Source organism: Flavobacterium degerlachei, from assembly GCF_900106645.1.
Classification (GTDB): Bacteria; Bacteroidota; Bacteroidia; order Flavobacteriales; family Flavobacteriaceae; genus Flavobacterium; species Flavobacterium degerlachei.
In genome coordinates, this window is the sequence record NZ_FNMV01000013.1 from 62,776 (window position 1) to 88,024 (window position 25,249).

The following is a 25,249-nucleotide window of genomic DNA, read 5'->3' on the forward strand; positions in this document are numbered from 1 at the left end:
CTTTAGAAGCAATTTCGAAAAGGATTGTTTTTTAAATAAGCTGAAGAAGCTCCTTTTTTAATAGTTTCATTCCTTCTGAAGCAACTTGAGGAAAAACCTGCAAAGGATTTCGCAGATTCGGAATTTTAATGGGCTTTGGATCAATATAATAAATAGGAGTTTTTGAATTGGTAAAATCAATCAATCCAGCTGCAGGATATACTTGCAGAGAAGTTCCAATAACGGCAAAATAATCAGCAGTTTCAGTAAGCGAAATCGCTTCGTCTAGTGCTGGTACTTCTTCACCAAACCAAACAATATGTGGGCGCAATTGATTTTTATCAGTATCAAAATCGCCAAAATTCAAATCTTCTTTCCAGTCCAAAATGAAATGTGGGTTTACCGTACTTCTGACTTTCAATAGTTCACCATGCAAATGCAATACATTAGTACTTCCGGCGCGTTCATGTAAATCATCTACGTTTTGAGTTATGATCTGTACCTCAAAATAAGACTCTAATTCGGCCAGAATCTGATGTCCTAAGTTTGGGTTTACTTCCTTGAGCTGTTTTCTCCTTTGATTATAGAAATCCATTACCAAAGCAGGGTTTTTATGCCAGCCTTCAGGCGTTGCGACGTCCAATACATTATGTCCTTCCCAAAGTCCGTCGCTGTCTCTGAAAGTTTTGATACCACTTTCGGCACTGATGCCCGCTCCGGTTAAAACCACTAATTTCTTTTTCATCATTATGTTATTGTTTTGTCACTAATACACAAATTTACTATAAATCCGTTTTCAAACTGCCGTTAAATGAAGTTGTAAAAATAAAATGGACGCAGATGACGCGGATTTAAACGGATTGTCGCAGATTTTTAATCCTATATAAAAATAAATCTGTGAATCTGTGGCTATTCTTCTTCAACTAATAAATTTGCGAATTTGCGGTAGATTTTTCTTTTTTACTATTTTTGCCAAAAAAAGTTCCCAATGATTGATATCGATTATCTTAATTTCCTTGAAAACATCCTAACCGACAACCGCAAAGAGAAATTCTTGAAAGTATTAGAAAACAGAACCAATCATTTTACTATTGCGGTTGAAGATATTTTCCAGATGCACAATACCAGTGCAGTAATGCGCAGTTGTGAAGTTTTTGGGATCCAAGAATTGAATGTCATAGAACAGCGTTACGGGAAAAGTATCGATAAGGAAATTGCGATGGGCGCCCAAAAATGGGTTGATATCAATACCTACGATAGTATTACCGACTGTGTAGATACTTTAAGAAACAAAGGCTATCAAATAATTGCAACCACACCGCATGATACCGATTGCTTGATGGATGATTTTGATATTAGTAAACCAAGTGCTTTGTTCTTTGGGACGGAGAGAGACGGATTGTCAGAAGAGATTTTACAACGTGCCGATGGTTTTCTTAAAATCCCAATGGTGGGATTTACAGAGAGTTTGAATATTTCTGTTTCGGCAGCAATAATCATTCAAAACTTGACGAATCGCCTAAGGAATTCTAATATTGATTGGCATTTATCTGAAGAAGAAATTTTAGTAAAACGCTTGGCTTGGGCCAAAAATTCGATAAAAGATATTAAACGAATTGAAGCAAGGTATTTTGAGGAAAATCCAAGGTAGTTTAAATTCCTTGTACACTAGTTTTAAGTATTAACAGGGTCATTGCGAGGAACGACGCAATCTCATCCAGTATTTCAGCTATTAAAAAAAAATCTAATCGTTTAGGAAGCATTCTATGCAACTCGCAAAATCTTTTCCATCTTGCGTCCTTTGGCTAATTCATCTACTAATTTATCTCGAAACCGGACTTGTTGTGTTAATTTATTTTTGATTTCTTCTATCCTGTAACCACAGATTACACCAGTAATCAAATGCGCATTAGGGTTTAATGTGGCATCATTAAAGAATTTTTCAAAAGTTACTTTTTCCTCAATGAGTTGCTGCAGCTTTTTGTCATCATAAGCAGTTAACCAACTTATAATTTGATGTAATTCTTCTTTGGTTCTGTTTTTCTTCTCCACTTTGGTTACATAATGAGGATATACTGAAGCAAATGTCATTTTTGCAATTCGTTCATCGTGATAGCTTGTACTTGTCATAAGATGTTTTTATTTAAATCAAAGTTACAAAAAAGTGGCATAAAGTTCATTGCGAGGAAGGACGCAATTCCATCAAATATTTCAGTAAAGTAGGGGAAAGGTGTGGGTTTAAGAAACCGCGTTAAAAACGCTACTATTTGTATTCTAATTAAAGGAGGTACTCGTCGCAGACGAGCACCAGAGGGGTGCCGTTTCTACATTCTGATTTTCTTCGTTTAGGTTTTTTTCAATTTATTCTTCAAACCAAGCTTTTCCGTCTTCTAAACGCTCGAAAAAGTCAGTGAATGAATTTCCAATTTCAATATGGTAAGTTTCGTCTAAATCAATAAAAGGCGATAATATTATTCTATATTCCATACTTTTCAGAAATTCGATTGCAATAAATTCAGAATTTCCATTTCCACCAATTGCAATTGTATTTTTTAGGTTTTCAAGGATTTCATATTCACTATTTATTTTTAATATTTCATTAAAATCCCAAAGTCTAATAAATTCATTACCGATAAAACTTTCGTTCTCTACAAAATTTTCAGCGTAAAATTTGTAATCTTCAGGAAGCGAAAAATTTATTTTACTTTCAACTTCTTTAATAGTTATTTTGGGCTTTTTAGTTCTTTTTTGGAAGCTATATTTATCAAATATCTTTTCGATTTTAAGCATAGTTTTGTCTTAAATTTCTGCTTTTTTTTTTACGGGATCCGCCAACGTTATGCCACTTAGCGAGGTTGTGGACTTTTGAAAACGAGTACTTTAGGCTGAATGTAAACGTCATTAAAAACGGTAATTCCACTAAGCCCACAATCTCGCTAAATGGCGGTTATATGCTGCTTGTTTTTGGTCGAAATCACGATTTAAACCACAAATTTTTTCAAGTTGCTGTTGGTAAAATCCAACTTTCCCATTTCTGTTTTGCGGTTCGCAATTTTTAACGTCTCACTTCTAATTTCTCTGTTGAAATCTAAAAATAGAAATTAAATTTTTTCGATAAAAATCAACTTTCAAGATGTTTTTTTTTTAGAATCTAGTTTTTAGGTTTAAAACTGACCAATTATTTATATCCGTTGTTTAGAACAATACTTTTTTAAGAAGCCCATTTAAGAATGCTTTTTTCAATATTCTCACTCCAAACATTTTCATCTTCCATTTCCTGATTATTTAACCATTGTTTTTCTAGCCAATTTTTTAGTTTATCAGGATTGTTAAATTTATTTTCTATTCCAGATTTTATAAATTCAATGAATTGGTCAATTGATAGAGGAATAATTTTAGTTTTTCCTCCATATAGTTTGGTATTAAATCTATTTAGATTAAAATAATGGGCTAAGGTTCCTTCGCTTATTTTGGGCGCAACAAATAGACAATACATTTCTTTGTTTAGAATTTCTTTTGCCTTTCCGTAATGTCTCGGTACAGATTCGCTTTCCATTTTGTATTGAGTATGTCCACCAGACATTGTAACTTCTGTTATAATTCCAAAATCTGAATATTCAGATTCAATGTCAGGTTTTTGTCCAGGAGCATAATTAAGAGGCATACCATCAATATCCATAATAAAGTTGCCATCAACTCTTTTTGCATAATTAAGCATAACTAAAGCTCTCCAAACATTCCATTCGAGGAATAGAGGAGCATCGGGAACTTCTTTTTTCTTTATTTGTCTGAATACCTCGAGAATATCCGGAAGCTCTTTATAGTCTTTTAATTCACGTTTCTTTTCCTCTATGTTTTTAGATTTCACCGAAATTCTCAAACCGTCCAATATATCTTTAAGTTCCTCGATTGAAACAGTTTTGTCAAATTTAGAAAGACCTAAACTCTCTATTTGCTTTACTAAAAGCTCTTTGTCATCAGATAGAAGTTTAATAGAAGAAGGATTAAATAAATATTTTTTGAATTCAGCAGTGGTTTTGAAAACTAAAGGTTTTCTATCTATTTGTTTTAGAATATAATTTACCTCTTCGGTTTTTTGAGATGAAATAATTAATCTAAAAGTTCTTTTTTGAAAAGTAACCAATTCAGTTGCTCTAATATATCTAACAAATGCGTCAGCATAGTCTTTCATATTTGAACTTTTAGTTTTTATAAATTTTTGTAATGAAGTATTTGAACTTTCTCTTGTTTTCAAATTTTTATCTTGAACTTCTTGTTGAAAAATTTCAAGTATTTCTTTTTCAAAACATTCAGCTACATACATCTTCCGACTACCTTTATATGATTTGGAATTCTTTTGAAATTCCTTGATTTTTGATACTATTTTTTCAAAATCATTGTAATTTGTAAGTTGTGAAAAGTATAGAGCAATTTCAGTTTTCGAAATACTTCCAAGTTCTTTGATTAATCTTAATAATTCAAGATATGGCTTTACGCTAAAATCAACTGTTTTAGATTGTGTATGATAAGGAGAAGGAAGTTGAAATTTTAAGAGTTGCCTAGTAAATGTTTCGTCTAGTCTTTTTTCAGCTAGTAGCAGTTTACCTACTTCTGTAAGTTTCACAGTTGGCTGTAAATCAACAAAACCTAATGCTTTTGGAGCTCTAGTTATTCTATCTCTTGCCGCTAAAGCTGGGTTTGAAGGAAAAGTTTCTCCTTCATAATATTCTGAGTCAAACAAAGTTTGAAAAAAGTCAATCTGTACTTGGTCGTTACCAGACCACTTTTGCCCTTCAAAGTTTTCCGTTAATATCTTAATTTCGGGAATTATTTTTTCAATTGTTCTTGGAGATGTGAATGCAAATAATGCTTTCGTTTTACTTAAATTTGCCATAATTTATTCCCAGAAAATGTTATCGTCAACTGCCATTGATTTTGTTTGTAAATTATCTTTACCTGATTTTAAATATTCAGATATTCTTGAGGTTGAAATTTCAATTGATTTGTCTGAAATGTCACAACCAATATAATTGCAGTTATTTTTAATAGCTGCAATTGCTGATGAAGCACTTCCTAAAAATGGGTCACAAACAGTAAAACCATCTTCAGAGCTTGCGTGTAACATAGCTTGAAAAACTTCGACTGGTTTTTGTGTTGGATATTTTGAACTATGAATCCTTTTAAAACGCCAAACATCAGGGAATTTTCTGTTTTTTATTTTTCGAGTATTTTCATTTGTAGCAAAAATTATGTACTCGTGTCTTCGTCTGAAATAATGTCCCATTCCAATATTTACTTTATCCCAAGTAATTAGATTTTTTACATCAAAATGACTACGAACAACACTTCCTAAACTTAAAAGCGAATAAGAGTCAAACATAATATATATATGCCCTGTTGACTTTTTTAAAACTCTTTTACATTCAGATAAAAATTCGTTGTAATTTTCTTCACTATCTTCAAATTCTCCAAACCATTTTCCATTCTCTTTTCCTTTGTCAGCATATTTACCAACTATTCTTCCTTTACCGAGTTTAAGCTTGTCATTCATACCAGAATAAGCTGGGTCAGTAGCAATAACATCTACACTATTAGAAGGTAATTTTTTTAAAAACGAAATAGCATCATCTTGATATATTGATACTTTGTTTTTGTCGGAATTATATTTAAAAGTAGCTTCGGGTTTTTTTAATCTTTTCTCGATTCTATCTTCTGTATTTTCTATAAATGATAAGATTGTTTGAAAGTATTTTTTTGAAATCTCCTCTTCATTGACAACAGGAATGTTTTGCTCAATAATATATTCTTTTAGTAGGCTTTCTTTTATCCCGTATTTTGCTACTATTTCAGATGTTTTGTACATTCAGTCTTATTTTTTTTCAAATCTACGAAATTTGATTGATTTTTAGATGTTCGTCTATGTTGTGCTCAACATTTCTACTGTAGTTTGCATTATAAAACAACTAATTTTCCAAGAGGAAACAGGAGAACTAAAGCGTTTCATTTTTCTGTTATAAATCTATAAACAAAAATCAACTTTCGGTGTTCCATAATTATTTACGTAAAATTAAACTTTAAATATTCTAATTAATTACAACAGCGTCATTTCGGTACAAGTTGCATATAACTAGTATATAGGACTGATAAAATCAGACCTATCACCCCAATTTAGGGTAGATAGGTCTGACTAGAGTCACACAGTATCGATTATCAAATATATAACTTAATTACCGTAAATACTGACTAATGTCATTTGGTGATTAAGTTGTTGTCAAAGATGAATCCTTTTTATTTTGAATCCTTACGGGAAACCTCATTAGTGTTATTTATTACATAAAACACCTAGCCCTGACAGCAGTGGAAAGCCTATGCAGGCGTGAAACCGCTTTTTTCTAGTGGAGGCTGAGCGACCAAAGGAAGCTCCTGCCAGCGCTTAGAAAAAGGGTTTGAAGCCAAATAGCTTGTAGCGAATGGCGGGAATAGCTCAAAAAAAATCCCCAACTACTTTCGTAATTGAGGAATTTAATTTTATTAAGAAATGTGACTTTATTAGTTCACAATAACCCATTGACCTGAAGCGATAAGGCTTTCGGCTTTTTTGTATTTCATTTCTTGCGTCTGTCCGTTAGCTACATTTTGAATGGTAACATTGTCATTACGGTTGATTTTTGGCATTTCTCTTACCACATTTTCAGTAACTTGACGTTGCTGTGTTTGTCCTGCTTCACGGTTATCTGCTTCGCTAGATCCTATTTCGTCTTTTGAAGTTTTATAATCTTCCTTCTGTACTACTTCTCTAGCTTCTTCAATTTCAGGTGCACTTTGTTGTGGTAAATCCCCTTTGAAAAGGAATGAAATCACTTCTTTATTTACCCCATTTAACATAGCGTTAAATAAATTGAAAGCTTCAAATTTGTAAATAAGCAAAGGGTCTTTTTGTTCGTGAACAGCCAGTTGAACTGATTGTTTCAATTCATCCATTTTGCGTAAATGCTTTTTCCAAGCTTCATCGACAATTGACAATGTGATGTTTTTCTCGAAATCAGCAATTAATTGTTTACCCTCAGTTTCGTACGCTTTTTTCAAGTCAGTTACCACGCTCAATGATTTTACACCATCAGTAAATGGAACTACGATACGTTCGAATTGGTTGTTTTTGTCTTCGTATATGTTTTTGATGATAGGGAAAGCCTCTCTTGCGCTGCGTTCCGTTTTCTCGTTGTAATATTTCAAAGCTTCTTTATATACTTTTCCTGTCAACTCAATTTCAGTTAATTTCAAGAAATCGCTTTCCGAAACTGGAGAAGTGATAGAGAAATAACGAATAAGGTCAAATTCAAAGTTTTTAAAGTCATTGTTTACTTTTGTGTCTTGTATAATTAGTTCACAAGTATCATACAACATGTTTGCAATGTCCAGTTTCAAACGTTCTCCAAACAAGGCATGACGACGACGTTTGTAAACTACTTCACGTTGTGCATTCATTACATCATCATACTCTAATAAACGTTTACGAACACCAAAGTTGTTTTCTTCTACTTTTTTCTGTGCACGTTCAATGGATTTAGTCATCATTGAATGTTGGATTACTTCTCCTTCTTCAAGTCCCATTCTGTCCATTACTTTGGCTACTTTTTCAGAACCAAATAAACGCATTAGGTTATCTTCAAGAGAAACGTAAAATTGAGAACTTCCTGGGTCACCTTGACGACCAGCACGACCTCTCAACTGTCTGTCTACACGACGTGAATCGTGACGTTCCGTACCTACAATTGCAAGTCCACCCGCTGCTTTTACTTCTTTGGATAATTTAATATCCGTTCCACGACCAGCCATATTGGTAGCAATAGTAACTACTCCTGGTTTTCCTGCATCTTCAACAATTTGAGCTTCTTGTTTGTGCATTTTTGCATTCAATACATTGTGCGCAACACCTCTCATTTTCAACATTCGACTTAACAATTCCGAAATATCAACTGAAGTCGTTCCAATAAGAACTGGTCTTCCTGCATTTGAAAGAACAGTTACATCTTCAATTACGGCATTGAATTTTTCACGAGTTGTTTTATAAATAAAATCCTCTTTGTCTTGTCTTGCCATTGGTCTGTTAGTAGGAATTTCTACTACATCCAATTTGTATATTTGCCATAACTCACCAGCCTCAGTAACCGCAGTTCCTGTCATACCAGCTAGTTTGTTGTACATTCTGAAATAGTTCTGTAAAGTTACCGTTGCAAATGTTTGCGTTGCAGCTTCAATTTTTACATTTTCTTTAGCCTCGATAGCCTGGTGTAATCCGTCAGAATAACGACGTCCATCCATGATACGTCCCGTTTGCTCATCGACAATCATGATTTTATTGTCCATGATTACATATTCAGTATCTTTTTCGAAAAGGCTATACGCTTTCAAAAGTTGTGTTAACGTATGGATACGCTCACTTTTTATTCCGAAATCTTGGAATAATTTTTCTTTTTCTTCTGCTTCTGCGTCTTTATCTAATTTTTTCTTCTCAATAGCCGCAATTTCAGTTCCGATATCTGGAAGTACGAAAAAGTCAGCATCAGTATCTCCTGAGAGGAATTGGATTCCATTGTCAGTCAATTCAACCTGATTGTTTTTTTCTTCAATTACAAAATACAAGGCTTCGTCAATCTTGTGCATTTCACGATTGTTGTCCTGCATGTATTGATTTTCTGTTTTTTGAAGTAATTGTCTGATTCCTTCTTCACTCAAAAACTTAATCAATGCTTTGTTTTTTGGAGCACTTCTATAGGCTCTTAAAAGCAAGAAACCACCTTCTTTAGTTTTTCCTTCTTTGATCAATTTTTTAGCCTCAGATAAAAATCCATTTGCCAACTGACGTTGAAGAGCAACCAAGTTTTCGATTTTTGGTTTCAATTCATTAAACTCATGACGATCTCCTTGAGGTACTGGACCAGAAATAATCAATGGTGTTCTTGCATCATCAATCAATACAGAATCGACCTCATCGACAATTGCATAATTGTGTTTTCTTTGAACTAAATCGTTAGGTGAATGGGTCATGTTATCTCTTAAATAATCAAAACCAAATTCATTATTTGTTCCATAAGTGATATCCGCATTGTAAGCCGCTTTTCTTCCCTCAGAACTTGGTTGGTGATTGTCAATACAATCAACAGTCATTCCGTGGAATTCAAATAAAGGTGCTTTCCAAGTACTATCACGTTTAGCTAAATAGTCATTCACAGTTACTAAATGCACACCGTTTCCAGTTAAAGCATTCAGGTATAGAGGTAAGGTTGCTACTAATGTTTTTCCTTCACCCGTTTGCATCTCTGCAATTTTTCCTTCATGCAACACCATTCCACCAATCAATTGAACGTCATAGTGAATCATGTCCCAAGTAATTTCTTTTCCAGCAGCATTCCATTTGTTTTGCCAAATAGCATCGTCTCCTTCAAGAGAAACATAAGGTTTGATTGCAGAAAATTCTCTGTCTTTAGGAGTTGCAGTTACTCTTATTTCTGAGTTGTCTTTGAATCGTCTTGCTGTTTCTTTTACTACTGCAAAAGCTTCAGGAAGTATTTCAAGTAATGTTTTCTCAGATAGTTCGTATGCTTCTTTTTCTAAGGCATCGATCGATACATAAATGTCTTCACGCTGATCAATATCTTCAATCCCTTCAACTTCTTTCTTAAGAGTGGCGATTTTAGCGTCAATCCCTGCGCGGGCAACTTGCAGTTGGTCTTTGAAGAAAAAAGTACGTGCTCTTAATTCGTCATGTGACAATGCAATTAAATTGCTTTCGAAAGTTTTAATTTTGTTTAAGTAAGGCTGTAAAGCCTTAACATCTTTCTCGGATTTATCCCCGACAAAGGCTTTAAGAATGCTATTTATGAAACTCATAATATATTTGTATTTCTATTTATTTTAAAATGTAAATTTAACCAAAAAAAAAGCCTCTTCTGAGACTTTTTCTTTGCTTATTCTTTAATATTCATCCTCATTCCAAAGATAATCTTCGTCTGTAGGATAATCTGGCCAAATTTCTTCCATTGATTCGTATATCTCGCCTTCGTCTTCAATAGATTGTAGGTTTTCTACTACCTCTAAAGGAGCTCCGGCACGTATAGCGTAATCAATAAGTTCGTCTTTGTTAGCAGGCCACGGTGCATCACTAAGATAGGATGCTAATTCTAATGTCCAATACATCTTTTGTCGATTTAGTTTTGTGCAAAAATAATTTTTTTACTGAAAAATACAAGTAAAAATCTATTTATTTTATAAAAAAGTTAAGAACGTTTTTTTTAGTGTAAAGTTTCAGGTTTAAAGTTTGAGGTTTTTAACCTAAAAACGAGTATTTATTCCTGTCAACTATTTCCTCGGAATCCATTGGACTTCCTCGGCTTGCAAATCATGAGACAACTTTCGTGCCAATACAAAAAGATAGTCAGATAGTCGGTTCAAGTACTTGATCGCGATTGTAGCTACGGGTTCATTATGGCTTAAATGTACCGCCAATCGTTCGGCACGACGGCAAACACAACGAGAAATATGACAATATGACACTGTGGTGTGTCCGCCAGGTAAAACAAAATGCGTCATAGGCGGAAGTTCACTTTCCATACTATCGATTTCATTTTCCAGCAATTCAATATCACTTTCTACAATACCTAATTTTTTTAAACGAAGTTCGCCGTTTTTCATCACTTCTTTTTCTGGCGGCGTGGCAAGTATAGCTCCTATTGTAAATAAGCGATCCTGTATTTCTACAAGAATGTCTTTATAATGCGTATTCATATCTTGATCACGAACAAGTCCTATATAGGAATTCAATTCGTCTACTGTTCCGTAACTCTCAATTCTAATATGGTCTTTGGGAACGCGAGTGCCGCCAAAAAGTGCTGTGGTTCCTTTATCTCCGGTTTTAGTATATACTTTCATTTTATGTTTATTTGTTTATTTGTGGATTTAATAAAGTAATACAAAATTACTTTATTAAATCCACTATAGCGTTAACAAATCGTTGCAAGGAGCCCTCACTAAGATTAAAATACAAATCAGGTTCAATGCATTCCACTTCCATTAAGTGAAGTTCGTTGTCTATTACGATTCCATCTACTCTGGTATATAGTAGGTCTCCACTAAATGTGTCGACAATTTGTTGTGCTTTTTCAATTAACTCAGCATTGGGTTGAACTAAAGTATACTGGCCGCCAAACTGCACTTGAATTCTAAAATCGCCAGCAACAGGTTTCTTATTAACTGCGTGAGAGAATTTTTTATTGAAAAAGATAAAGGAGGTTTCTCCCAAAGTTTGAATTTCAGGCATGAACTCTTGTAGTAAAAGTTCTTTTTGGGAAGCTATGCTTTTGTATTCGGTATTGATTTTTTCTATTTCAGCTAATTCAAAGACTTCTGTTTGATACGAACCCGCGGAAAATGCTGGTTTTATAACTGCTTTTTTCCAATGAGAAGGTATTATTTTATGGAGGTCAAGTTCATCCGTTTTGTCTATAAAAACAGTGGGAAGGATTTTGACACCTTGCTTTTCCATTTCACGCAAATAAAATTTATGCTTGTTGTTTTTAATGGCATCAATAGAGTTGAGCGTCTTAACTCCTGATTTTTCGATATGCTCAAGCCAAAGGTTGAATTCGGCCTCCTTCTCAAAGTAATCCCAGGTATTACGAAAAACCAAATAATCAAAATCGTTCCAATCTACATTTTTGTCATCCCAAATCACTGCGGTCGCTGTAATGTTAACTTTGGCTAATTCTGGAATTAACAGTTGGTCATATTGAGTTAATTCAGGAAGCTTCTCGCAGGTTAGTAGGGCGATTTTCATTTTCGAATAATTTATGAAATAGGATAATAGGGTTTGTCTTGCAGATTAAATTCGGCAGAATCTGTGTTTTTTTTTGAAATAAAAAAGAATGAGATACTATCGAGTAAGCTAATAATAGGCTATTTTTTTATATCGCTTTCAACCATACCATCACGCAAACGGATAATTCTGTGGGCATAAGCAGCAATTTCCTCCTCATGCGTTACTAATATAACGGTATTGCCATTAGCATGAATATCATTAAAAAGCTTCATGATTTCATCAGAAGTCTTAGTGTCTAGATTTCCTGTAGGTTCATCAGCAAGGATAATAGAAGGTTTATTGACTAAGGCTCTTGCAATAGCCACACGTTGTCTTTGTCCACCAGAAAGCTGGTTGGGCTGGTGATCCATTCTATCCTCAAGATTTACTTGAGTAAGTACTTCGGCGGCGCGAGCACTTCTTTCTGATTTAGAATAGCCGGCATATATCATCGGTAAAGCCACATTATCTAATGCTGTGGTTCGAGGTAACAGGTTAAAAGTTTGAAAAACAAAGCCTATTTCTTTGTTGCGTATTTCAGCTAATTCATCATCTTTCATCTTGCTGACGTCTTTTCCATTAAGTATATAGGTCCCAGATGTAGGAGTGTCTAGGCAACCCAAAAGATTCATCAGTGTCGATTTTCCTGAGCCAGAAGGTCCCATAAGGGCTACGTATTCGCCTTTATTTATTTCTAAGTCAATTCCTTTTAGAACATAAACGATTTCGTTTCCAAGAACAAAATCTCTTTTGATATTGGTAATTTTTATTAATGGGTTTGACATTGGTATTTTCAATTGATGAATTATAGTTTTTGAATTTTAAAAGTACAAAAGACTTTTGAATTAAAGATAAGTTGACCAAAATACATTTTTGTTACAATAATAATCAAGATATAACTGTTGCCATTATAGGATTGGATGACTAATATTATAAATGTTGTGGTTTTTGGCGTTTTGCTTATTTTCTATACATCAAACTATAAATTCAGTAGTTACAAGATTTTACATGTTTATTATAAAATTCACACATGAAAAGTGATTATATCATAATTTATTTAATTTATTACAACATTCACATATTTATTTTGAGGAAAACATAATCATTGGTACATTTGTTTAAGAATAATAATAAAACCAATAATTATGAAAAATAGAATTTTTGTTTTAGGAATGGCAGTTACTGCCTTAGGATTTACTTCATGTAAAGGTGAAAAGGAAAAAGAAGCTGAAAAAACAATAGACACTTATACTGTTTATGTGGATTCTGTAAGTAATGTTCCAGCTGAAGACGCTAAAGCGAACTGGCAATCAATTGAAGCTACGTATGAATTGAAAAGCAGTCAAGCTGAAACAGCAGTATCAGATCTAAAAGAAGACCAAAAAGCAAAAGAAAAAGTAGAAGCTAGTAAAGCGAAATATGCAGCATTAAAAGCGGCAATGGAAGCTGAAATGGCGGCTGCACAACCAAGCTCTAAACAAGCAATGAGAAATGAATTGTTTGGTGAAGGAAAAATTGGTGAAGACATGAATTTTGACTGGGTTAACGCTGGTAATATCCATAACGTTTACCAACAATTTGTACATACCGTAGAAAATAATAAAGATAGATATTCTCGTGAAGATTGGGATGAAATCAAAACTATGTATGAAGCATTGGATAGCAGAAAAAACACTGTTGAAAAAGAAGGATTGTCTTCTGAAGACAACAGAGCAATTGCTGCATTGAAATTGAAATTCGCTCCAATGTACACATTGAACAGAATGGGAGCTAAAACAGAAGAAATGCAAGAAGCTAAAAAATAAGAATAAAATAGTTTGAATTAGAAATGACCGTCAGCAATGGCGGTCATTTTTTTATGTTCGAATTATAAAATGTTCTTTTTCCTGTTCGTATCTAAAAAAAACTAATCCCCACTGGAAGGTATCTATAGTAACTTTAACTTTTGGATGCGCTTTAATTATTTCCCAAGCTTGCTCCATTTCAGGTGACCAATGAATGTCATCAAAAATCCAGACTGTTTCATTTGTTACAGTCGGAATTAGTTGTTCAAAATAGTCTAAGGTGGCTTTTTTCGAATGATTGCCGTCGAAGTAAATAAGTCCAAAGTTCAAAGTCGATTTTCTAAGGTCACTCAGATAACTTTCAAACTCGGTTACAACAGAATTTATATTGGTCAAACCAAATTGTTTAAATTGGTTTTGGGCAATTTTTGCCGTTTCAGGACAGCCTTCTAATGTTGTGATTTTAGATTTTTGATTACCCAAGGATAGGGCAGCAGTGGCTAATCCTAATGAGGTTCCAATTTCTAATATTGATTCTGGCTGAAAATAATTCGTGATTCTAAATAATAATTCGGCTCTTTTAGGAGAAATTCCCGCCGTCTTTGCTATTTGTGCAATTTGTCTTGTATTCGATTTAAAAATTTTCGATCCGGCACCAAAGTCGGTTACTTCAATAGTATTATTGCTTGCTAAAAGTAAATTTCTATAATTGTTTAAAACGGTATATTCTGGCTTTGGCTTTTTATCATAAAAACATTTTGTAATCAAAGTGAATACAAAAGGGGAATGGACAGCGTGTTCATTTTTAGAATGCCAAAGGAATTTTAAGTACGATTTTATTTGGAATAGCATAATTACACAGAGTTTCACAAAGAAGTCGCGAAGATACTCAGAGTTTTATTTATTTTAAGAATAAAAGTTACACTTAATGAATCTGTGTGAAATAGCAGAGTTTACATAGAGTTTCACAAAGAAGTCGCGAAGATATTAAGAGTATTTTTTAGTTTAAGAATAAAAATTACACTTAATGAATCTCTGTGAAACAATTTTTAGACACTTTGAGAGTAAAAGAAAACTTTGCGAGTCTCTGCGAAATAAATTCTAAGCGGCTTGCATTCAAAAATACAAGACAACAAAGATTTTAAAACTATCTTTGCGCTCTTAAAATCAATAGCCATACAATTTCAGAAGATGATGAACGAAGAACAAATAGATGAAGGAGTAATCACATCGGAAGAAATTAACCGTTGCATTGCAATTCTCTCGCAATTAAATACAGACACAGATCAAATATTTGATATTCCAAAAGAACAAAGAACAGCGTTAATCAAAGCGGCAGGTCAATTTTCAAGACCGGATCGCGATGAGCTTTCCCGCAGAAAGAAAGACGGTAAAGTAGCCGCCAAACGCAAAATGGAGAAGCGTGACAGAACGGCCCGCAAGGAAACCGGAATCCGTCATGCGCGTGAAGCCAGTGTTTTTATGGCGCCAAAACTTTTGGCTATGTCTGATTTGGCTCTAAAAGAGCAGCAAGAACTGGAAACTCCCAGAAATTGCTATGTCTGCAAAACCGAGTTTTCTAAAATGCACCACTTTTACGATACTATGTGTACGGATTGCGGTGATTTTAATTACGCTAAACGTTTTCAAACTGCTGATGTAAAAGGACAGGTAGCCGTTATAACAGGCTCGCGTCTTAAAATTGGCTATCATATTACTTTGATGTTGTTGCGTGGTGGAGCAACAGTTATTGCAACTACTCGCTTTCCGGTAGATTCGGCTTTGCGTTTTGGGCAAGAGGCTGACTTCATGGATTGGGGACATCGCCTGAAAATTCACGGATTAGATTTGCGACACATTCCTAGTGTGGAGATTTTCTGTAATTTTATTGAGCAAAAATACGAGCGATTGGATATTTTAATCAATAATGCTGCGCAAACAGTACGACGTCCTGCCGGGTTTTATACACACATGATGGAAAATGAAGAGCGTGCAATTAGCTCTTTGCCCAAGCAAGCGCAAGAGTTATTACTAGATCACGCCAATTGTTTGGATGAACTAAAAGTTTTGACCTCAGGAGCTTCTTCTAATCAAAATATGCCGGTGACTTGGCACGGTCCTGAACCTGGAATAGGTTTACGGGCTTCCGCCAAATTATCACAGATTCCGTATTCCTTTGACAATGCGTTGGTGGCGACTGAAGTTTTCCCTGAAGGAGAACTCGATGCCGACTTACAGCAGGTAGATTTGAGAAAAACCAACAGCTGGCGTTTGAAGTTGGGCCAAATAGAAACTACAGAAATGATCGAAGTGCAGCTAGTGAATTCGGTTGCACCTTTTGTATTATGCAACAGACTTTCAGAAGTGATGAAGAAAGACAATACGGGACAAAAACATATTATCAACGTTTCAGCAATGGAAGGGAAGTTTCATCGCTTTTTTAAAGAGGCACGCCATCCTCACACTAATATGGCAAAAGCGGCCTTAAACATGCTTACACATACTGCTGCAGGAGAATTGGCGAAAGCCGGTATTTTCATGAATGCAGTAGACACAGGTTGGGTAACGGATGAAGATCCTGCTGAACTAGCCAAAAAGAAACAGGAACTGGAAGATTTTCAGCCACCACTGGATATTGTTGATGGTGCTGCAAGGGTTATGGATCCTTTGTTTGACGGAATCAATACGGGTAAACACTGGTGCGGAAAATTCCTGAAAGACTACAATCCTATTCCTTGGTAGGAAATATATAGTTTGTAAAATTAAAAACCACAACTCGAACTAAGTCTGTTGTGGTTTTTTTTCTGCTTTTATGTCTAAAACTCCAATTTCTTGAATGCTGTTTTAGTATCGGTATCAACTTTAAACTTTTGACAAGAGTAAAATTCGACTTTAGGTTAACTAATTAAGAGGTAGCTAAAGTGTATACTAAAAAATATTAACTATTTTTGTCTTTTTTAGGTGACTGAAGTGCAAGTGCAAATCCTATCCCAAACAATATAGTTATTAGTGCTGCGAAATATGGGATTAAATCAGACATCTTTACTATTTTGTATCAGTTTTAAATAAATGCCGAATGCTAATATGGAAGGGACCCAAATCCCAATAAAGATCGCTTGCTCTTTGTTTCCTTGAAAATATAAAATTTCCGAGAAAATTAAAGAGAGGAAAGCTGCTATAAATAGCAATCTGTCTGACAATGTAAATTTTTTTAACATTTTTATAGATTTAAAAATTATTTTTTTAATAAAATAATTAAGTAAATCTATTCAACATAAATTTAGCTTTGCTTGTTTGTATTGTTGTTTTACCAAATTATTAAGTGTTGTTTAGCGGGGAAGATTTTTTAGAATAATAGATAAAATTGAGATTAATAATTCAAACTATTGACAAAGAAATATACATGCTACTGTTTACTTGTGTTTTTGGAAATAAAATAAACTGTGAATTTAAAAAAAATAGAAGTTCTTGTTTTGTTTTGTAAGATTAGAGTATTATTTAGACCTAAACACTTTATACTAATAAAATTAAAAACCACAATGGAATCTAGTTCTGTTGTGGTTTTTTTGTTGTTCTAATTTGGGTAGCCTAAGATGTTATTCTTTTAACTTCATTTTCGATAACCTGTTCTGAAGCGGAAAAGGTTTCTTTTTTGATTTCACGGAATTTTTTGACAAAGGATGCCATTTCATTTTCTAATTCCTCGTGCTCAGTCCTGAATTTATGAGAATCATACTTAAAAGGATCGTCAATTAATTCTGCCAAATGGTGTAGATGTTTGGATGTTTTCTCAAGTAGTCCGTCACATTTTTTACTAATTTCAGACAATCGAGCTGCCAGATTTCTCATTTCGTCAAGATGTTCCTTATGAGCAAACCAAACGAAATATTTATCTATGAGGTGATGTAAAAATCGCAAGTCATCTTTATAGAATTCTAAATCGGATTTCCAATGTTCTGTCAGGACATACAATTGTTGGTATTCAGCAGTATAGCTATAATCTCCTTTGGGTCTTAAACTTAAATTTTCCATGGTAATGAATTTTATGTTAAACAGTATAAGTATGTTTGTTTGCAGCAGCTTTTATATTATAGTATGATCTCCAATTAATTCAGATAGTGGCATCCCCCAACTAGGTACTTTACCGCCTAGGGTTTGATACATTGTTTTAAATCCCATTTTTAAAAGATAAGGCGTATAGCCCATTTTTAAAATACTGATATCGCCACCCCACCATTCGTCTGTATGCATATAGAATCCTTTATAATTTCCCATATCTCCAAAACAAACGACCATTGGATGCAACGGATCTATTGTTTCTGAAATTCCTAAAATTTCGTTCGCAAGTACTTTTGATGCGATTTCACATTCCATGTGACCCAGAGAGCCTAACTTTGGAACGGTAACAGCAGCAGCATCACCCACCGCAAAAATTTCTGGGTAATCTGGATTTCTCATATATAAATCAGTAATTACAAATCCTTGATCATCTACAAAGGGAAGTCCTTTAAGGAAACTATGCGGTTCCCAGTTAGGGAAAATAATTTTCATTTCGGCCTCTAAACTTGTTCCGTCTTTAAAGTCAATACCGTCTTTATAGATTCTTTTTATACCTACTGTATTGTTTTTATAACCGTAGCCCATTCCTGACACCATGGGAAGCAGTTGATCTAAAATAGTTTTTCCAGCATCTTCCGCAATCACTTCTGCAGGTGTAAACAGGGTAATGTTTTTGGCATTTCCCTTTTTATGTTTTTCCAACCAGTCTGCTAATGAAAAAGCAAGCTCGACGGGTGGTCCCTCGCAGGCAGCAAGTGCTGTGGGGATTTTAGGAGATTTTGGACTTTGTCCTTGAATAAAACGATCACAACCTATGGCAATATGACCTCCTTTATAATCGTTGTAAAGGTATTTCCGAACTTCATTTCCGTAAAAAGTATCTGAAAAAGTGTGACCAAATTCCCCAAAGCCTTCGATTTTATCAAAAGCTAATTTACAACCAACGGCTATTACCAAATAATCATAATTGATAAATTCCTGACTAGAACCGCTTCGTTCATTGGGAGTGAAGAGAACTTTCTTTTCATCGGCATCGATGTGCTCTATTTCCGCTTGTATGAATTCGCTACCATCTGATTTTAAGAATTTTTGAAATTGAAATTCCATAGTATTCGCCGGATTGTGATTGTTAAAAACCTCAATAGGTATATTTGGAATAAAATTGATGTAATTCTTGCGGTCTATAATCGTAATTTCTGCCGCATGTCCAAGCTCTTTATGTAAATATCGGGATATTGTAAGTCCTGCAAAATTACATCCTAAAACTAAAATTTTCTTTTTTGTTTCCATAATAGCTGCCTTTTTTTATGCTAAATTGTAAAATAGCCTAAAAAAGAATTTCAATCTAGCTTTGCATATGTTCCTAAAACTAGCAGATTAGTAATCTTTTTTTAGTATTACTAATTTAAGCATAAAATATTGAAAACCAGCAAAATAACTATTAATTTAAAACATTTAATTGTGGTTTTAATTCGTTTCTTAGGGTAATAACCACTCCAGAACTAATTTTGTTGTGTTTTAATTAAAAGTAGAGTATTTGATTTCGTCTATACATAATGGTTATTCACCGTTGATTTCTGTTGTGTAGATCTAAGATGTTATGAAGTTGCATTAATAAGTAGTAATTTTATTCCATTGTTAATTTAAAATAGTACATTATGAAAAGAACTTTACACTTAAGGATAAAAACAATACTTTTTTGTGTTTTAACTTTTTTCAGTATTAAAGGTATTGCGCAAGAAATTCCATTTAATTGTGATTTTAATGCTTACTTATTTCAGTATAATGATGTTTACGCCATAGACTTAGCTTCTGGTAATTCTATTTTAGTAGCAGCAGATATTACTTCCGGTAATATTAATGGAGCGGGATATAACCCTAAAGACGGTTATATCTGGGGGTATTTGTCTTCACCTTCTAAATCTATTGTTCGAATAGGTAAAAATTTTACAACTACCATTTTTACAATTGATGAATTACCAGATGGTAATAAATATGTTGGAGACGTAAGTTCTAATGGAATATATTATTTTAAAGCAGGGGGAAGTTCTTATTATGAAGTGGACTTAGACCCTGATTCTCCAACTTACACAAAGTATTTAGGTGCTTTTGAATTGACACAAAGTATAAATGTTCACGATTGGGCTTTTAATGCCTTAGATGGTAATCTGTATACAGTTGAGCAAAAAAGTAATATTTTATTTCGAATTCACCCCGAAACGGGAATCGTTGATGATTTAGGTGTGGTGCCTATTATTAAAGGTAAAACGTATACATATGGTGCAGTTTATTTTGATTTATCAGGAAGCTTTTATATTTCTGCCAATCAAACCGGTACTGTCTATGTAATTAGAGATGTGAAAGATTTAAATGGAACCAACGCGATGGAATCTAATTTATTTGCTTATGGCCCATCAAGTTCCAGTAATGATGGAGCTCGTTGTCCCACTGCACCAGTTCCTCAGGAAATATGTGATAACGGTATTGATGATGACGGAGATGGTTTAATTGATTGCGAGGATCCATCTTGTTCAGGTTATTCTTCTTGTCCAGTTTTGGACGCAAATATATCTGGAGGTAATGATGGAGGTTTAGAGAGTAATAATAGACTTTCAGAACAAATCAATAAACGTAATTTTAATCGTGTAAAAAAAGGGTATATTTTCAATAGCGCTACAGCGAAAAAAGTAACTAAATCATCAAAATATGCTAATAAATCAACTGCAATAACGTTAAGAGATTTTATTCCGTTCGGAGTGATTAATGAAGATTCGGTAATCGAATCGACTCCAAATGATTTGTTGGCAATCACTAATGCTTCTGAGGTATATTCAGTAGATTATTTAAAAAACAGTAAAACAATAGCTTCTATTCTAGCTTTAAAAACGGATGATGGAGTTTATGAACATACAAAGTTTATATGTGACCGTTTATTAGGAGCACAGATAATTTCAGTATCTACGATTGATATTCAAGAACAACCATTTATAAAAACCATTATAAAGAATGCAGATAATTCGATTGAATACGTTTTGAGTTTATCTGCAAAAATCACTAATGGAGGTGCTAATTTTGGATTGGAAAGCCATTGGAATTTGGATAAATATGAAAAAAATATTGGTTTTTATAATTTCCAAATTTGGACTAATTCTATAGACGATTTATTTGTATTAGGAGAAGAGGTAGTTCAACTAATAAATGCTCAAAAGCCAATTGCAAGTTATACTCTTTCAACTCCACCAACAGTTTTTGTTCGAAAAGGAAAATACAATAACGGAAGTTTAGAATTACAGGTCATAAATACAAATGCGACCAGTTTAGTTACTTTTGACGCAGGTTTGAGGCAAACAGAAACTAGTGCTGAAGAAAAAATTTCTTCTCCTATTAATTTAGATAAAAACTATATTACTCAATTACTTATTCCTACAGGAAACTTATTCGATATTGGATTTAGAATTGGGGATGGTATTGCGACACCAGATGATTTGTTTTTATCAGATGGACCATGGGGAGTTGATGATGCGGCTGCAAGCACTTCTGTAAATCAATATATTATTTCTCCAAATGACGTTTCTTTTGATAGTAACAATTTTAAAGTAGAAAGAAATTTAAGTCTAACTGCTACCACCAGTGAATATATAGCTGCTTATAGAGCTTTAACTCCAAGGTTTAAGGCTGTAGATTTATCGAGTTATAAGAGCTTCCGTTTGAAAGCTAAAGGAACTGGGACTATGGAAATTGTTTTCATAAAAAACAGTATAGAAAACTGGGATGAGCAATATAAGAAGACAATTGAATTGACTAATAATTTACAGGATTTTGCAATTCCGTTCACAGAATTTACTTCTAGTAAAGGAACTCCATTGGTTTTAGATGATATAAAAACAATTGTATTTAAAATGACAGCTTTGGATGGTAAGTCAGCAACGAAAAAAATGGATTTACAAGCAATACAGTTTTCTAAAGAAACAAGTTTATCTGTTTCTGAAAATGAATTAGATAATATGAATAGTGTTTTTGTTACTCCTAACCCTATTAGTGATGAATCAGTACTTCATTTTAATGCAGTAGAGCAAGAAAAAATCACCATCCAGATTTTTGATATTTTAGGGAAAGTGGTTAAAAGTATCAATTTAGAGACAGAAGCAGGTGCAAATCAATTATCGCTTTCAAAATCGAATTTATCTCCTGGTTTGTATTTCTGTAGATTAAGTAGCAAACTTTCAAAATATAACGCTATCAAATTAATTGTCAAGTAGTATTTAGTTAATTCAATTGAATTAAAGCCATTTTATGTGTTATTACACACAGATACAAGAAGTTAATTCCAATTATAGGGACAATTCTCTCGCAAGGTTTTTTTTTATCTGTGCGAGCTTTTGTGAAACAAATATCTCATTTTGAATTGCCCAAAGTCTCCAAAAGAAAAAGCCCCACTAAAATTTTATTTTTAGTGGGGCTTTACGTGTTTTCTCTATAAGTCAGTGTGGACCAAGAAACTTAGGCTTCCATCTTAGCTGATAGTTCAAACCATCTTTCTTCTTTACTTTCCATCTTATTGATGAGGTTTTCCAATTCTTTTGCTTTGCTTAAAACTTTGCTTTCTTCGACTTTTCCGTCAGCAAACAATTGTTCGATAGCTATTTTTTGAACTTCTAAATCTTTAATTTCTCTCTCGATTTTTTGATATTCTTTTTGCTCATTGAAAGTCAAGTTCCCCGTTGGGTTATTTTGTTTCCAGTCTTTTTTCTCTGCTTTATTTTCTTCTTTTTGCGCTACATCAGCACTATCTTCATAGGCTCTAAAGTCAGAATAGTTTCCAGGAAAATCTTCCACCACACCATCACCTCTAAAGATGAATAAGTGATCTACAATTTTATCCATGAAGTACCTGTCGTGAGAAACTACTAACAGACAACCTGGGTAGTCTAGTAGAAAGCTTTCCAATACATTCAAAGTTACGATGTCCAAATCATTCGTTGGCTCATCCAGAATCAAAAAGTTAGGGTTCTGAATCAAAACTGTACATAAGTACAAACGTTTCAATTCCCCACCGCTCAATCTGTCTACAAAATCATATTGTTTTTTAGAATCAAAAAGAAAACGTTCTAACAACTGTGAAGCTGAAATCAATTTTCCTTTCATCAATGGAATGAATTCTCCGTATTCCTTAATGACATCGATAACACGCTGTCCCGGTTTTGGGTTGATTCCGCTTTGCGTATAATAACCCACTTTTATGGTTTCACCCATAACTACTTTTCCAGAATCAAGCGGAAGAGCTCCAGTTAATAGATTCAAGAAAGTAGATTTTCCAGTTCCGTTTTTTCCAATGATTCCAATTCGTTCTCCACGTTGAAAATCAAAACTGAAATTGTCCATGATTACATGGTCCTTGAATTTTTTGGATATTTTGTGAAGCTCGATAATCTTGCTTCCCATACGTTCCATATTAATTTCAAGTTCCACCTTGTTCTCCTTACGGCGACTTTGTGCTTTTTCCTTGATGTCATAAAAGTCATCCTGACGCGATTTCGATTTAGTCGTTCTCGCTTTCGGTTGACGGCGCATCCATTCCAATTCTTTTACGAAAAGGTTTTGTGCTTTATCTACACTAGAGTTTTCAGAGGCTATCCGTTCCTCTTTTTTCTCTAAATAATAAGAATAATTTCCTTTGTATTGGTATAGTTTACCGTTGTCTAATTCAATGATTTCGTTACAAACACGCTCTAAAAAGAAACGGTCGTGCGTTACCATGAACAACGTAATATTTTCTTTGGCAAAATAAGTTTCTAACCATTCGATCATCTCTAAATCCAAGTGATTCGTAGGTTCATCCAGAATCAATAAATCAGGACGGTTGATTAGAATGATAGCTAGTGACAAACGTTTTTTCTGTCCCCCAGAAAGGTTTTTTACTTTCAGTTTGAAGTCTTCCAACTTCAGTTTGAACAAGATTTGCTTGTATTGAGTCTCAAAATCCCAAGCATTATGCTGATCCATTCCGTCAAAAGCTTTTTGGTAAGCTTCCTCGTCTTCTGGATTCTCTAATGCTTTTTCATAGGCTTCTATCACTTTCAATGTCTCATTATCTGAGGCGAAAATGCTTTCTTCGATAGTCAGTTCGTCCTGCAAATTATTGTTTTGCGAAAGGAAAGCCATTTTTATGCCTTTTCTTAAAACGACCTGTCCCGTATCGGGTTCGTCTAGTCCATTAATAATGCTCATAATAGTCGTTTTTCCAGAGCCATTTTTGGCAATAAAAGCGATTTTCTGGTCTTTATTAATTCCAAAAGAAATGTTTTCAAAAAGCGTTCTTTCACCAAAAGATTTGGAGATATTTTCAACAGATAAGTAATTCACAAGTCTAAATTTTTTGCAAAAGTAAACTATTAAAGTCGATTAGCGAATTGTTTAACGGATTCTGAGGTTTTTAGAGCGAATTTTCGCTGATGTTATGGACTTATAAATGGACTTAGATCGAAGCGGTGCAACTGTTGCGGTGTATTAATTATTGGTTTTCTGACAAAATTTTCATTTGTAAGATAATATTTCAGTCCATCTTGAGTCGTTATACCTTCGACTTGATGAAACGGCAGCGCAATTTTAATTTTTCTTTTATTGGCTGTAAAGAAACCGCTTTTGTTGTAATCGTATAAAAGATAAATAAACGGGGATACGGTTTTGCTATAGCCGCTTAAGACAAGAATTTTTTTGTTAGGGACATAAGTGGCTCCAGTAATGAGTCCTTTTACGTTGTAGGATTCTTTTAAATTCGCGACATGGTTCCCGGGAGTTTTGGGCAAGGCATAGACAGCGGTTCTTTTTCGTTTCCATTGTTTCGTAAACAAATAAATACTGTCATTTGTAACAATAAATGCTTCACAGTCAAAATTAGTTGTATTGGATTTTGCTTTTCTAAAATCAGTTTGATCCGAATACGAAAAGGAAATTGTGTCTATTTTTTTGGCATTCTGTGCAAGCGACTCTTTTTTTATTCTTAAAATATGGAGGTCTTTTCTGTTTCCAGAAACATTATTCCCAAAATCTCCAATATAGAAATAGAGACTGTCTTGCGCCATTTCTTCCCAGTCGGTGTTTTTTATTTTGCGAAGCGAAATCTCTTTTTGAATTACTCCGGTTGTGTCTATTCCGTAAAGGCTAGTGTCACTATCGTCGTTAGCTGTCCATAACAGGGAATTCCAAAAGAGCAAACTCGAAGTTTCCTTCAAAACGGGGCTTAACTGAACTGAAAAATCAGGTTTTATTCTTGTTCTGGAATAGCGGCAACTTCCGTCATTTTGTGTTGCTAGTGGGTTGTAGTTTTTCGAAAGCGGATCCGTACAGCCTGAAATTTGAGAGTAGCTTGCCGTTATAAAAAACAAGAAGAGTATTGGTACAATTTTCATATCATTCAAAAGTAGTCGTTTCTCAATGATTATTCCAATAATTTGGAGCGAATCAATAGGCTTTATTTGTTAGCATAGTTCCCGCTCTCACCTTTACCTTTGCTCGTTCCTCACAAAGGATATCGGCTCCATCGTGGCTAATGTGGGAATATGGTTTTTAATTT

19 protein-coding genes are annotated in these 25,249 nt (G+C 34.0%); 4 read left to right on the forward strand and 15 right to left on the reverse strand.

All coding sequences use genetic code 11. The annotated features are described in order from the left end of the window. Positions 1–31: 31 nt before the first annotated feature. The gene (locus BLV91_RS13200) at positions 32–724 is read right to left on the reverse strand and encodes an SIR2 family NAD-dependent protein deacylase (RefSeq protein WP_091434212.1); all 693 of its coding nucleotides are present in this window, start codon (positions 722–724) and stop codon (positions 32–34) included. Positions 725–967: 243 nt separating this feature from the next. On the opposite strand from BLV91_RS13200, the gene BLV91_RS13205 reads away from it, so the two are divergent. Beyond that, positions 968–1,630: a TrmH family RNA methyltransferase gene (locus BLV91_RS13205; protein WP_091434108.1), complete on the forward strand. Its 663-nt coding sequence runs from the start codon at positions 968–970 to the stop codon at positions 1,628–1,630. 113 nt (positions 1,631–1,743) lie between these two features. Here BLV91_RS13205 and BLV91_RS13210 read toward each other — a convergent pair whose 3' ends face one another. From BLV91_RS13210 to BLV91_RS13250, 9 genes are all read right to left on the reverse strand, one after another. Continuing rightward, entirely contained in the window at positions 1,744–2,109 is a 366-nt protein-coding gene (locus BLV91_RS13210; RefSeq protein ID WP_091434110.1) for a DUF2200 domain-containing protein, read from the reverse strand. A gap of 231 nt (positions 2,110–2,340) precedes the next feature. Continuing rightward, a complete protein-coding gene (locus BLV91_RS13215) occupies positions 2,341–2,769 on the reverse strand; it encodes an SMI1/KNR4 family protein (RefSeq protein WP_091434111.1) in 429 nt (142 codons plus the stop codon). A gap of 421 nt (positions 2,770–3,190) precedes the next feature. Beyond that, positions 3,191–4,873, reverse strand: a complete 1,683-nt coding sequence (locus BLV91_RS13220; RefSeq protein ID WP_091434113.1) for an AlwI family type II restriction endonuclease — start codon at positions 4,871–4,873, stop codon at positions 3,191–3,193. A gap of 3 nt (positions 4,874–4,876) precedes the next feature. Further along, positions 4,877–5,842: a DNA-methyltransferase gene (locus BLV91_RS13225; protein ID WP_091434115.1), complete on the reverse strand. Its 966-nt coding sequence runs from the start codon at positions 5,840–5,842 to the stop codon at positions 4,877–4,879. Between the two features lie 686 nt (positions 5,843–6,528). Further along, positions 6,529–9,870, reverse strand: a complete 3,342-nt coding sequence (gene secA / locus BLV91_RS13230) for a preprotein translocase subunit SecA (protein ID WP_091434117.1) — start codon at positions 9,868–9,870, stop codon at positions 6,529–6,531. An 84-nt stretch (positions 9,871–9,954) separates the two neighbouring features. Further along, positions 9,955–10,176: a DUF2795 domain-containing protein gene (locus tag BLV91_RS13235; protein WP_007138072.1), complete on the reverse strand. Its 222-nt coding sequence runs from the start codon at positions 10,174–10,176 to the stop codon at positions 9,955–9,957. Positions 10,177–10,338: 162 nt separating this feature from the next. Continuing rightward, entirely contained in the window at positions 10,339–10,908 is a 570-nt protein-coding gene (locus BLV91_RS13240) for a cob(I)yrinic acid a,c-diamide adenosyltransferase (protein ID WP_091434118.1), read from the reverse strand. A 46-nt stretch (positions 10,909–10,954) separates the two neighbouring features. After that, positions 10,955–11,812 (reverse strand): ATP-grasp domain-containing protein, encoded by an 858-nt coding sequence (locus tag BLV91_RS13245; protein ID WP_091434120.1) that lies wholly within the window; start codon positions 11,810–11,812, stop codon positions 10,955–10,957. 119 nt (positions 11,813–11,931) lie between these two features. Then, positions 11,932–12,618 carry an ABC transporter ATP-binding protein gene (locus tag BLV91_RS13250; RefSeq protein WP_091434214.1) on the reverse strand — a complete coding sequence of 229 codons (687 nt, stop codon included), beginning with the start codon at positions 12,616–12,618 and terminating at the stop codon, positions 11,932–11,934. 360 nt (positions 12,619–12,978) lie between these two features. On the opposite strand from BLV91_RS13250, the gene BLV91_RS13255 reads away from it, so the two are divergent. Further along, positions 12,979–13,638 carry a hypothetical protein gene (locus tag BLV91_RS13255; protein WP_091434122.1) on the forward strand — a complete coding sequence of 220 codons (660 nt, stop codon included), beginning with the start codon at positions 12,979–12,981 and terminating at the stop codon, positions 13,636–13,638. Positions 13,639–13,689: 51 nt separating this feature from the next. Here the strand turns inward: BLV91_RS13255 and BLV91_RS13260 are convergent, their stop codons facing one another. Continuing rightward, positions 13,690–14,469: an O-methyltransferase gene (locus BLV91_RS13260; RefSeq protein WP_091434124.1), complete on the reverse strand. Its 780-nt coding sequence runs from the start codon at positions 14,467–14,469 to the stop codon at positions 13,690–13,692. A gap of 342 nt (positions 14,470–14,811) precedes the next feature. Here BLV91_RS13260 and BLV91_RS13265 point away from each other — a divergent pair, with 342 nt between their 5' ends. Next, entirely contained in the window at positions 14,812–16,359 is a 1,548-nt protein-coding gene (locus BLV91_RS13265) for an SDR family oxidoreductase (protein ID WP_091434215.1), read from the forward strand. A gap of 846 nt (positions 16,360–17,205) precedes the next feature. On the opposite strand, the gene BLV91_RS13275 is transcribed toward BLV91_RS13265, so the two are convergent. Beyond that, positions 17,206–17,649 carry a hypothetical protein gene (locus BLV91_RS13275; protein ID WP_091434126.1) on the reverse strand — a complete coding sequence of 148 codons (444 nt, stop codon included), beginning with the start codon at positions 17,647–17,649 and terminating at the stop codon, positions 17,206–17,208. A gap of 51 nt (positions 17,650–17,700) precedes the next feature. Next, positions 17,701–18,966 carry an NAD(P)/FAD-dependent oxidoreductase gene (locus BLV91_RS13280; protein WP_091434128.1) on the reverse strand — a complete coding sequence of 422 codons (1,266 nt, stop codon included), beginning with the start codon at positions 18,964–18,966 and terminating at the stop codon, positions 17,701–17,703. Positions 18,967–19,334: 368 nt separating this feature from the next. Between BLV91_RS13280 and BLV91_RS13285 the strand changes: the two genes are divergently transcribed. Beyond that, entirely contained in the window at positions 19,335–21,935 is a 2,601-nt protein-coding gene (locus BLV91_RS13285; protein ID WP_091434130.1) for a DUF6923 family protein, read from the forward strand. A 241-nt stretch (positions 21,936–22,176) separates the two neighbouring features. On the opposite strand, the gene BLV91_RS13290 is transcribed toward BLV91_RS13285, so the two are convergent. After that, positions 22,177–24,039, reverse strand: coding sequence for an ABC-F family ATP-binding cassette domain-containing protein (locus BLV91_RS13290; RefSeq protein ID WP_091434132.1), 1,863 nt, complete (start codon positions 24,037–24,039; stop codon positions 22,177–22,179). Positions 24,040–24,131: 92 nt separating this feature from the next. Next, entirely contained in the window at positions 24,132–25,085 is a 954-nt protein-coding gene (locus BLV91_RS13295) for a hypothetical protein (protein WP_091434133.1), read from the reverse strand. Positions 25,086–25,249 lie beyond the last annotated feature (164 nt).

Excerpts from the sequence above, each read along its gene's own strand:
- BLV91_RS13200 (WP_091434212.1), bottom strand. The coding sequence starts at position 724 with ATGAAAAAGAAATTAGTGGTTTTAACCGGAGCGGGCATCAGTGCCGAA.
- BLV91_RS13205 (WP_091434108.1), top strand. The coding sequence starts at position 968 with ATGATTGATATCGATTATCTTAATTTCCTTGAAAACATCCTAACCGAC.
- BLV91_RS13210 (WP_091434110.1), bottom strand. The coding sequence starts at position 2,109 with ATGACAAGTACAAGCTATCACGATGAACGAATTGCAAAAATGACATTT.
- BLV91_RS13215 (WP_091434111.1), bottom strand. The coding sequence starts at position 2,769 with ATGCTTAAAATCGAAAAGATATTTGATAAATATAGCTTCCAAAAAAGA.
- BLV91_RS13220 (WP_091434113.1), bottom strand. The coding sequence starts at position 4,873 with ATGGCAAATTTAAGTAAAACGAAAGCATTATTTGCATTCACATCTCCA.
- BLV91_RS13225 (WP_091434115.1), bottom strand. The coding sequence starts at position 5,842 with ATGTACAAAACATCTGAAATAGTAGCAAAATACGGGATAAAAGAAAGC.
- secA (WP_091434117.1), bottom strand. The coding sequence starts at position 9,870 with ATGAGTTTCATAAATAGCATTCTTAAAGCCTTTGTCGGGGATAAATCC.
- BLV91_RS13235 (WP_007138072.1), bottom strand. The coding sequence starts at position 10,176 with ATGTATTGGACATTAGAATTAGCATCCTATCTTAGTGATGCACCGTGG.
- BLV91_RS13240 (WP_091434118.1), bottom strand. The coding sequence starts at position 10,908 with ATGAAAGTATATACTAAAACCGGAGATAAAGGAACCACAGCACTTTTT.
- BLV91_RS13245 (WP_091434120.1), bottom strand. The coding sequence starts at position 11,812 with ATGAAAATCGCCCTACTAACCTGCGAGAAGCTTCCTGAATTAACTCAA.
- BLV91_RS13250 (WP_091434214.1), bottom strand. The coding sequence starts at position 12,618 with ATGTCAAACCCATTAATAAAAATTACCAATATCAAAAGAGATTTTGTT.
- BLV91_RS13255 (WP_091434122.1), top strand. The coding sequence starts at position 12,979 with ATGAAAAATAGAATTTTTGTTTTAGGAATGGCAGTTACTGCCTTAGGA.
- BLV91_RS13260 (WP_091434124.1), bottom strand. The coding sequence starts at position 14,469 with ATGCTATTCCAAATAAAATCGTACTTAAAATTCCTTTGGCATTCTAAA.
- BLV91_RS13265 (WP_091434215.1), top strand. The coding sequence starts at position 14,812 with ATGAACGAAGAACAAATAGATGAAGGAGTAATCACATCGGAAGAAATT.
- BLV91_RS13275 (WP_091434126.1), bottom strand. The coding sequence starts at position 17,649 with ATGGAAAATTTAAGTTTAAGACCCAAAGGAGATTATAGCTATACTGCT.
- BLV91_RS13280 (WP_091434128.1), bottom strand. The coding sequence starts at position 18,966 with ATGGAAACAAAAAAGAAAATTTTAGTTTTAGGATGTAATTTTGCAGGA.
- BLV91_RS13285 (WP_091434130.1), top strand. The coding sequence starts at position 19,335 with ATGAAAAGAACTTTACACTTAAGGATAAAAACAATACTTTTTTGTGTT.
- BLV91_RS13295 (WP_091434133.1), bottom strand. The coding sequence starts at position 25,085 with ATGAAAATTGTACCAATACTCTTCTTGTTTTTTATAACGGCAAGCTAC.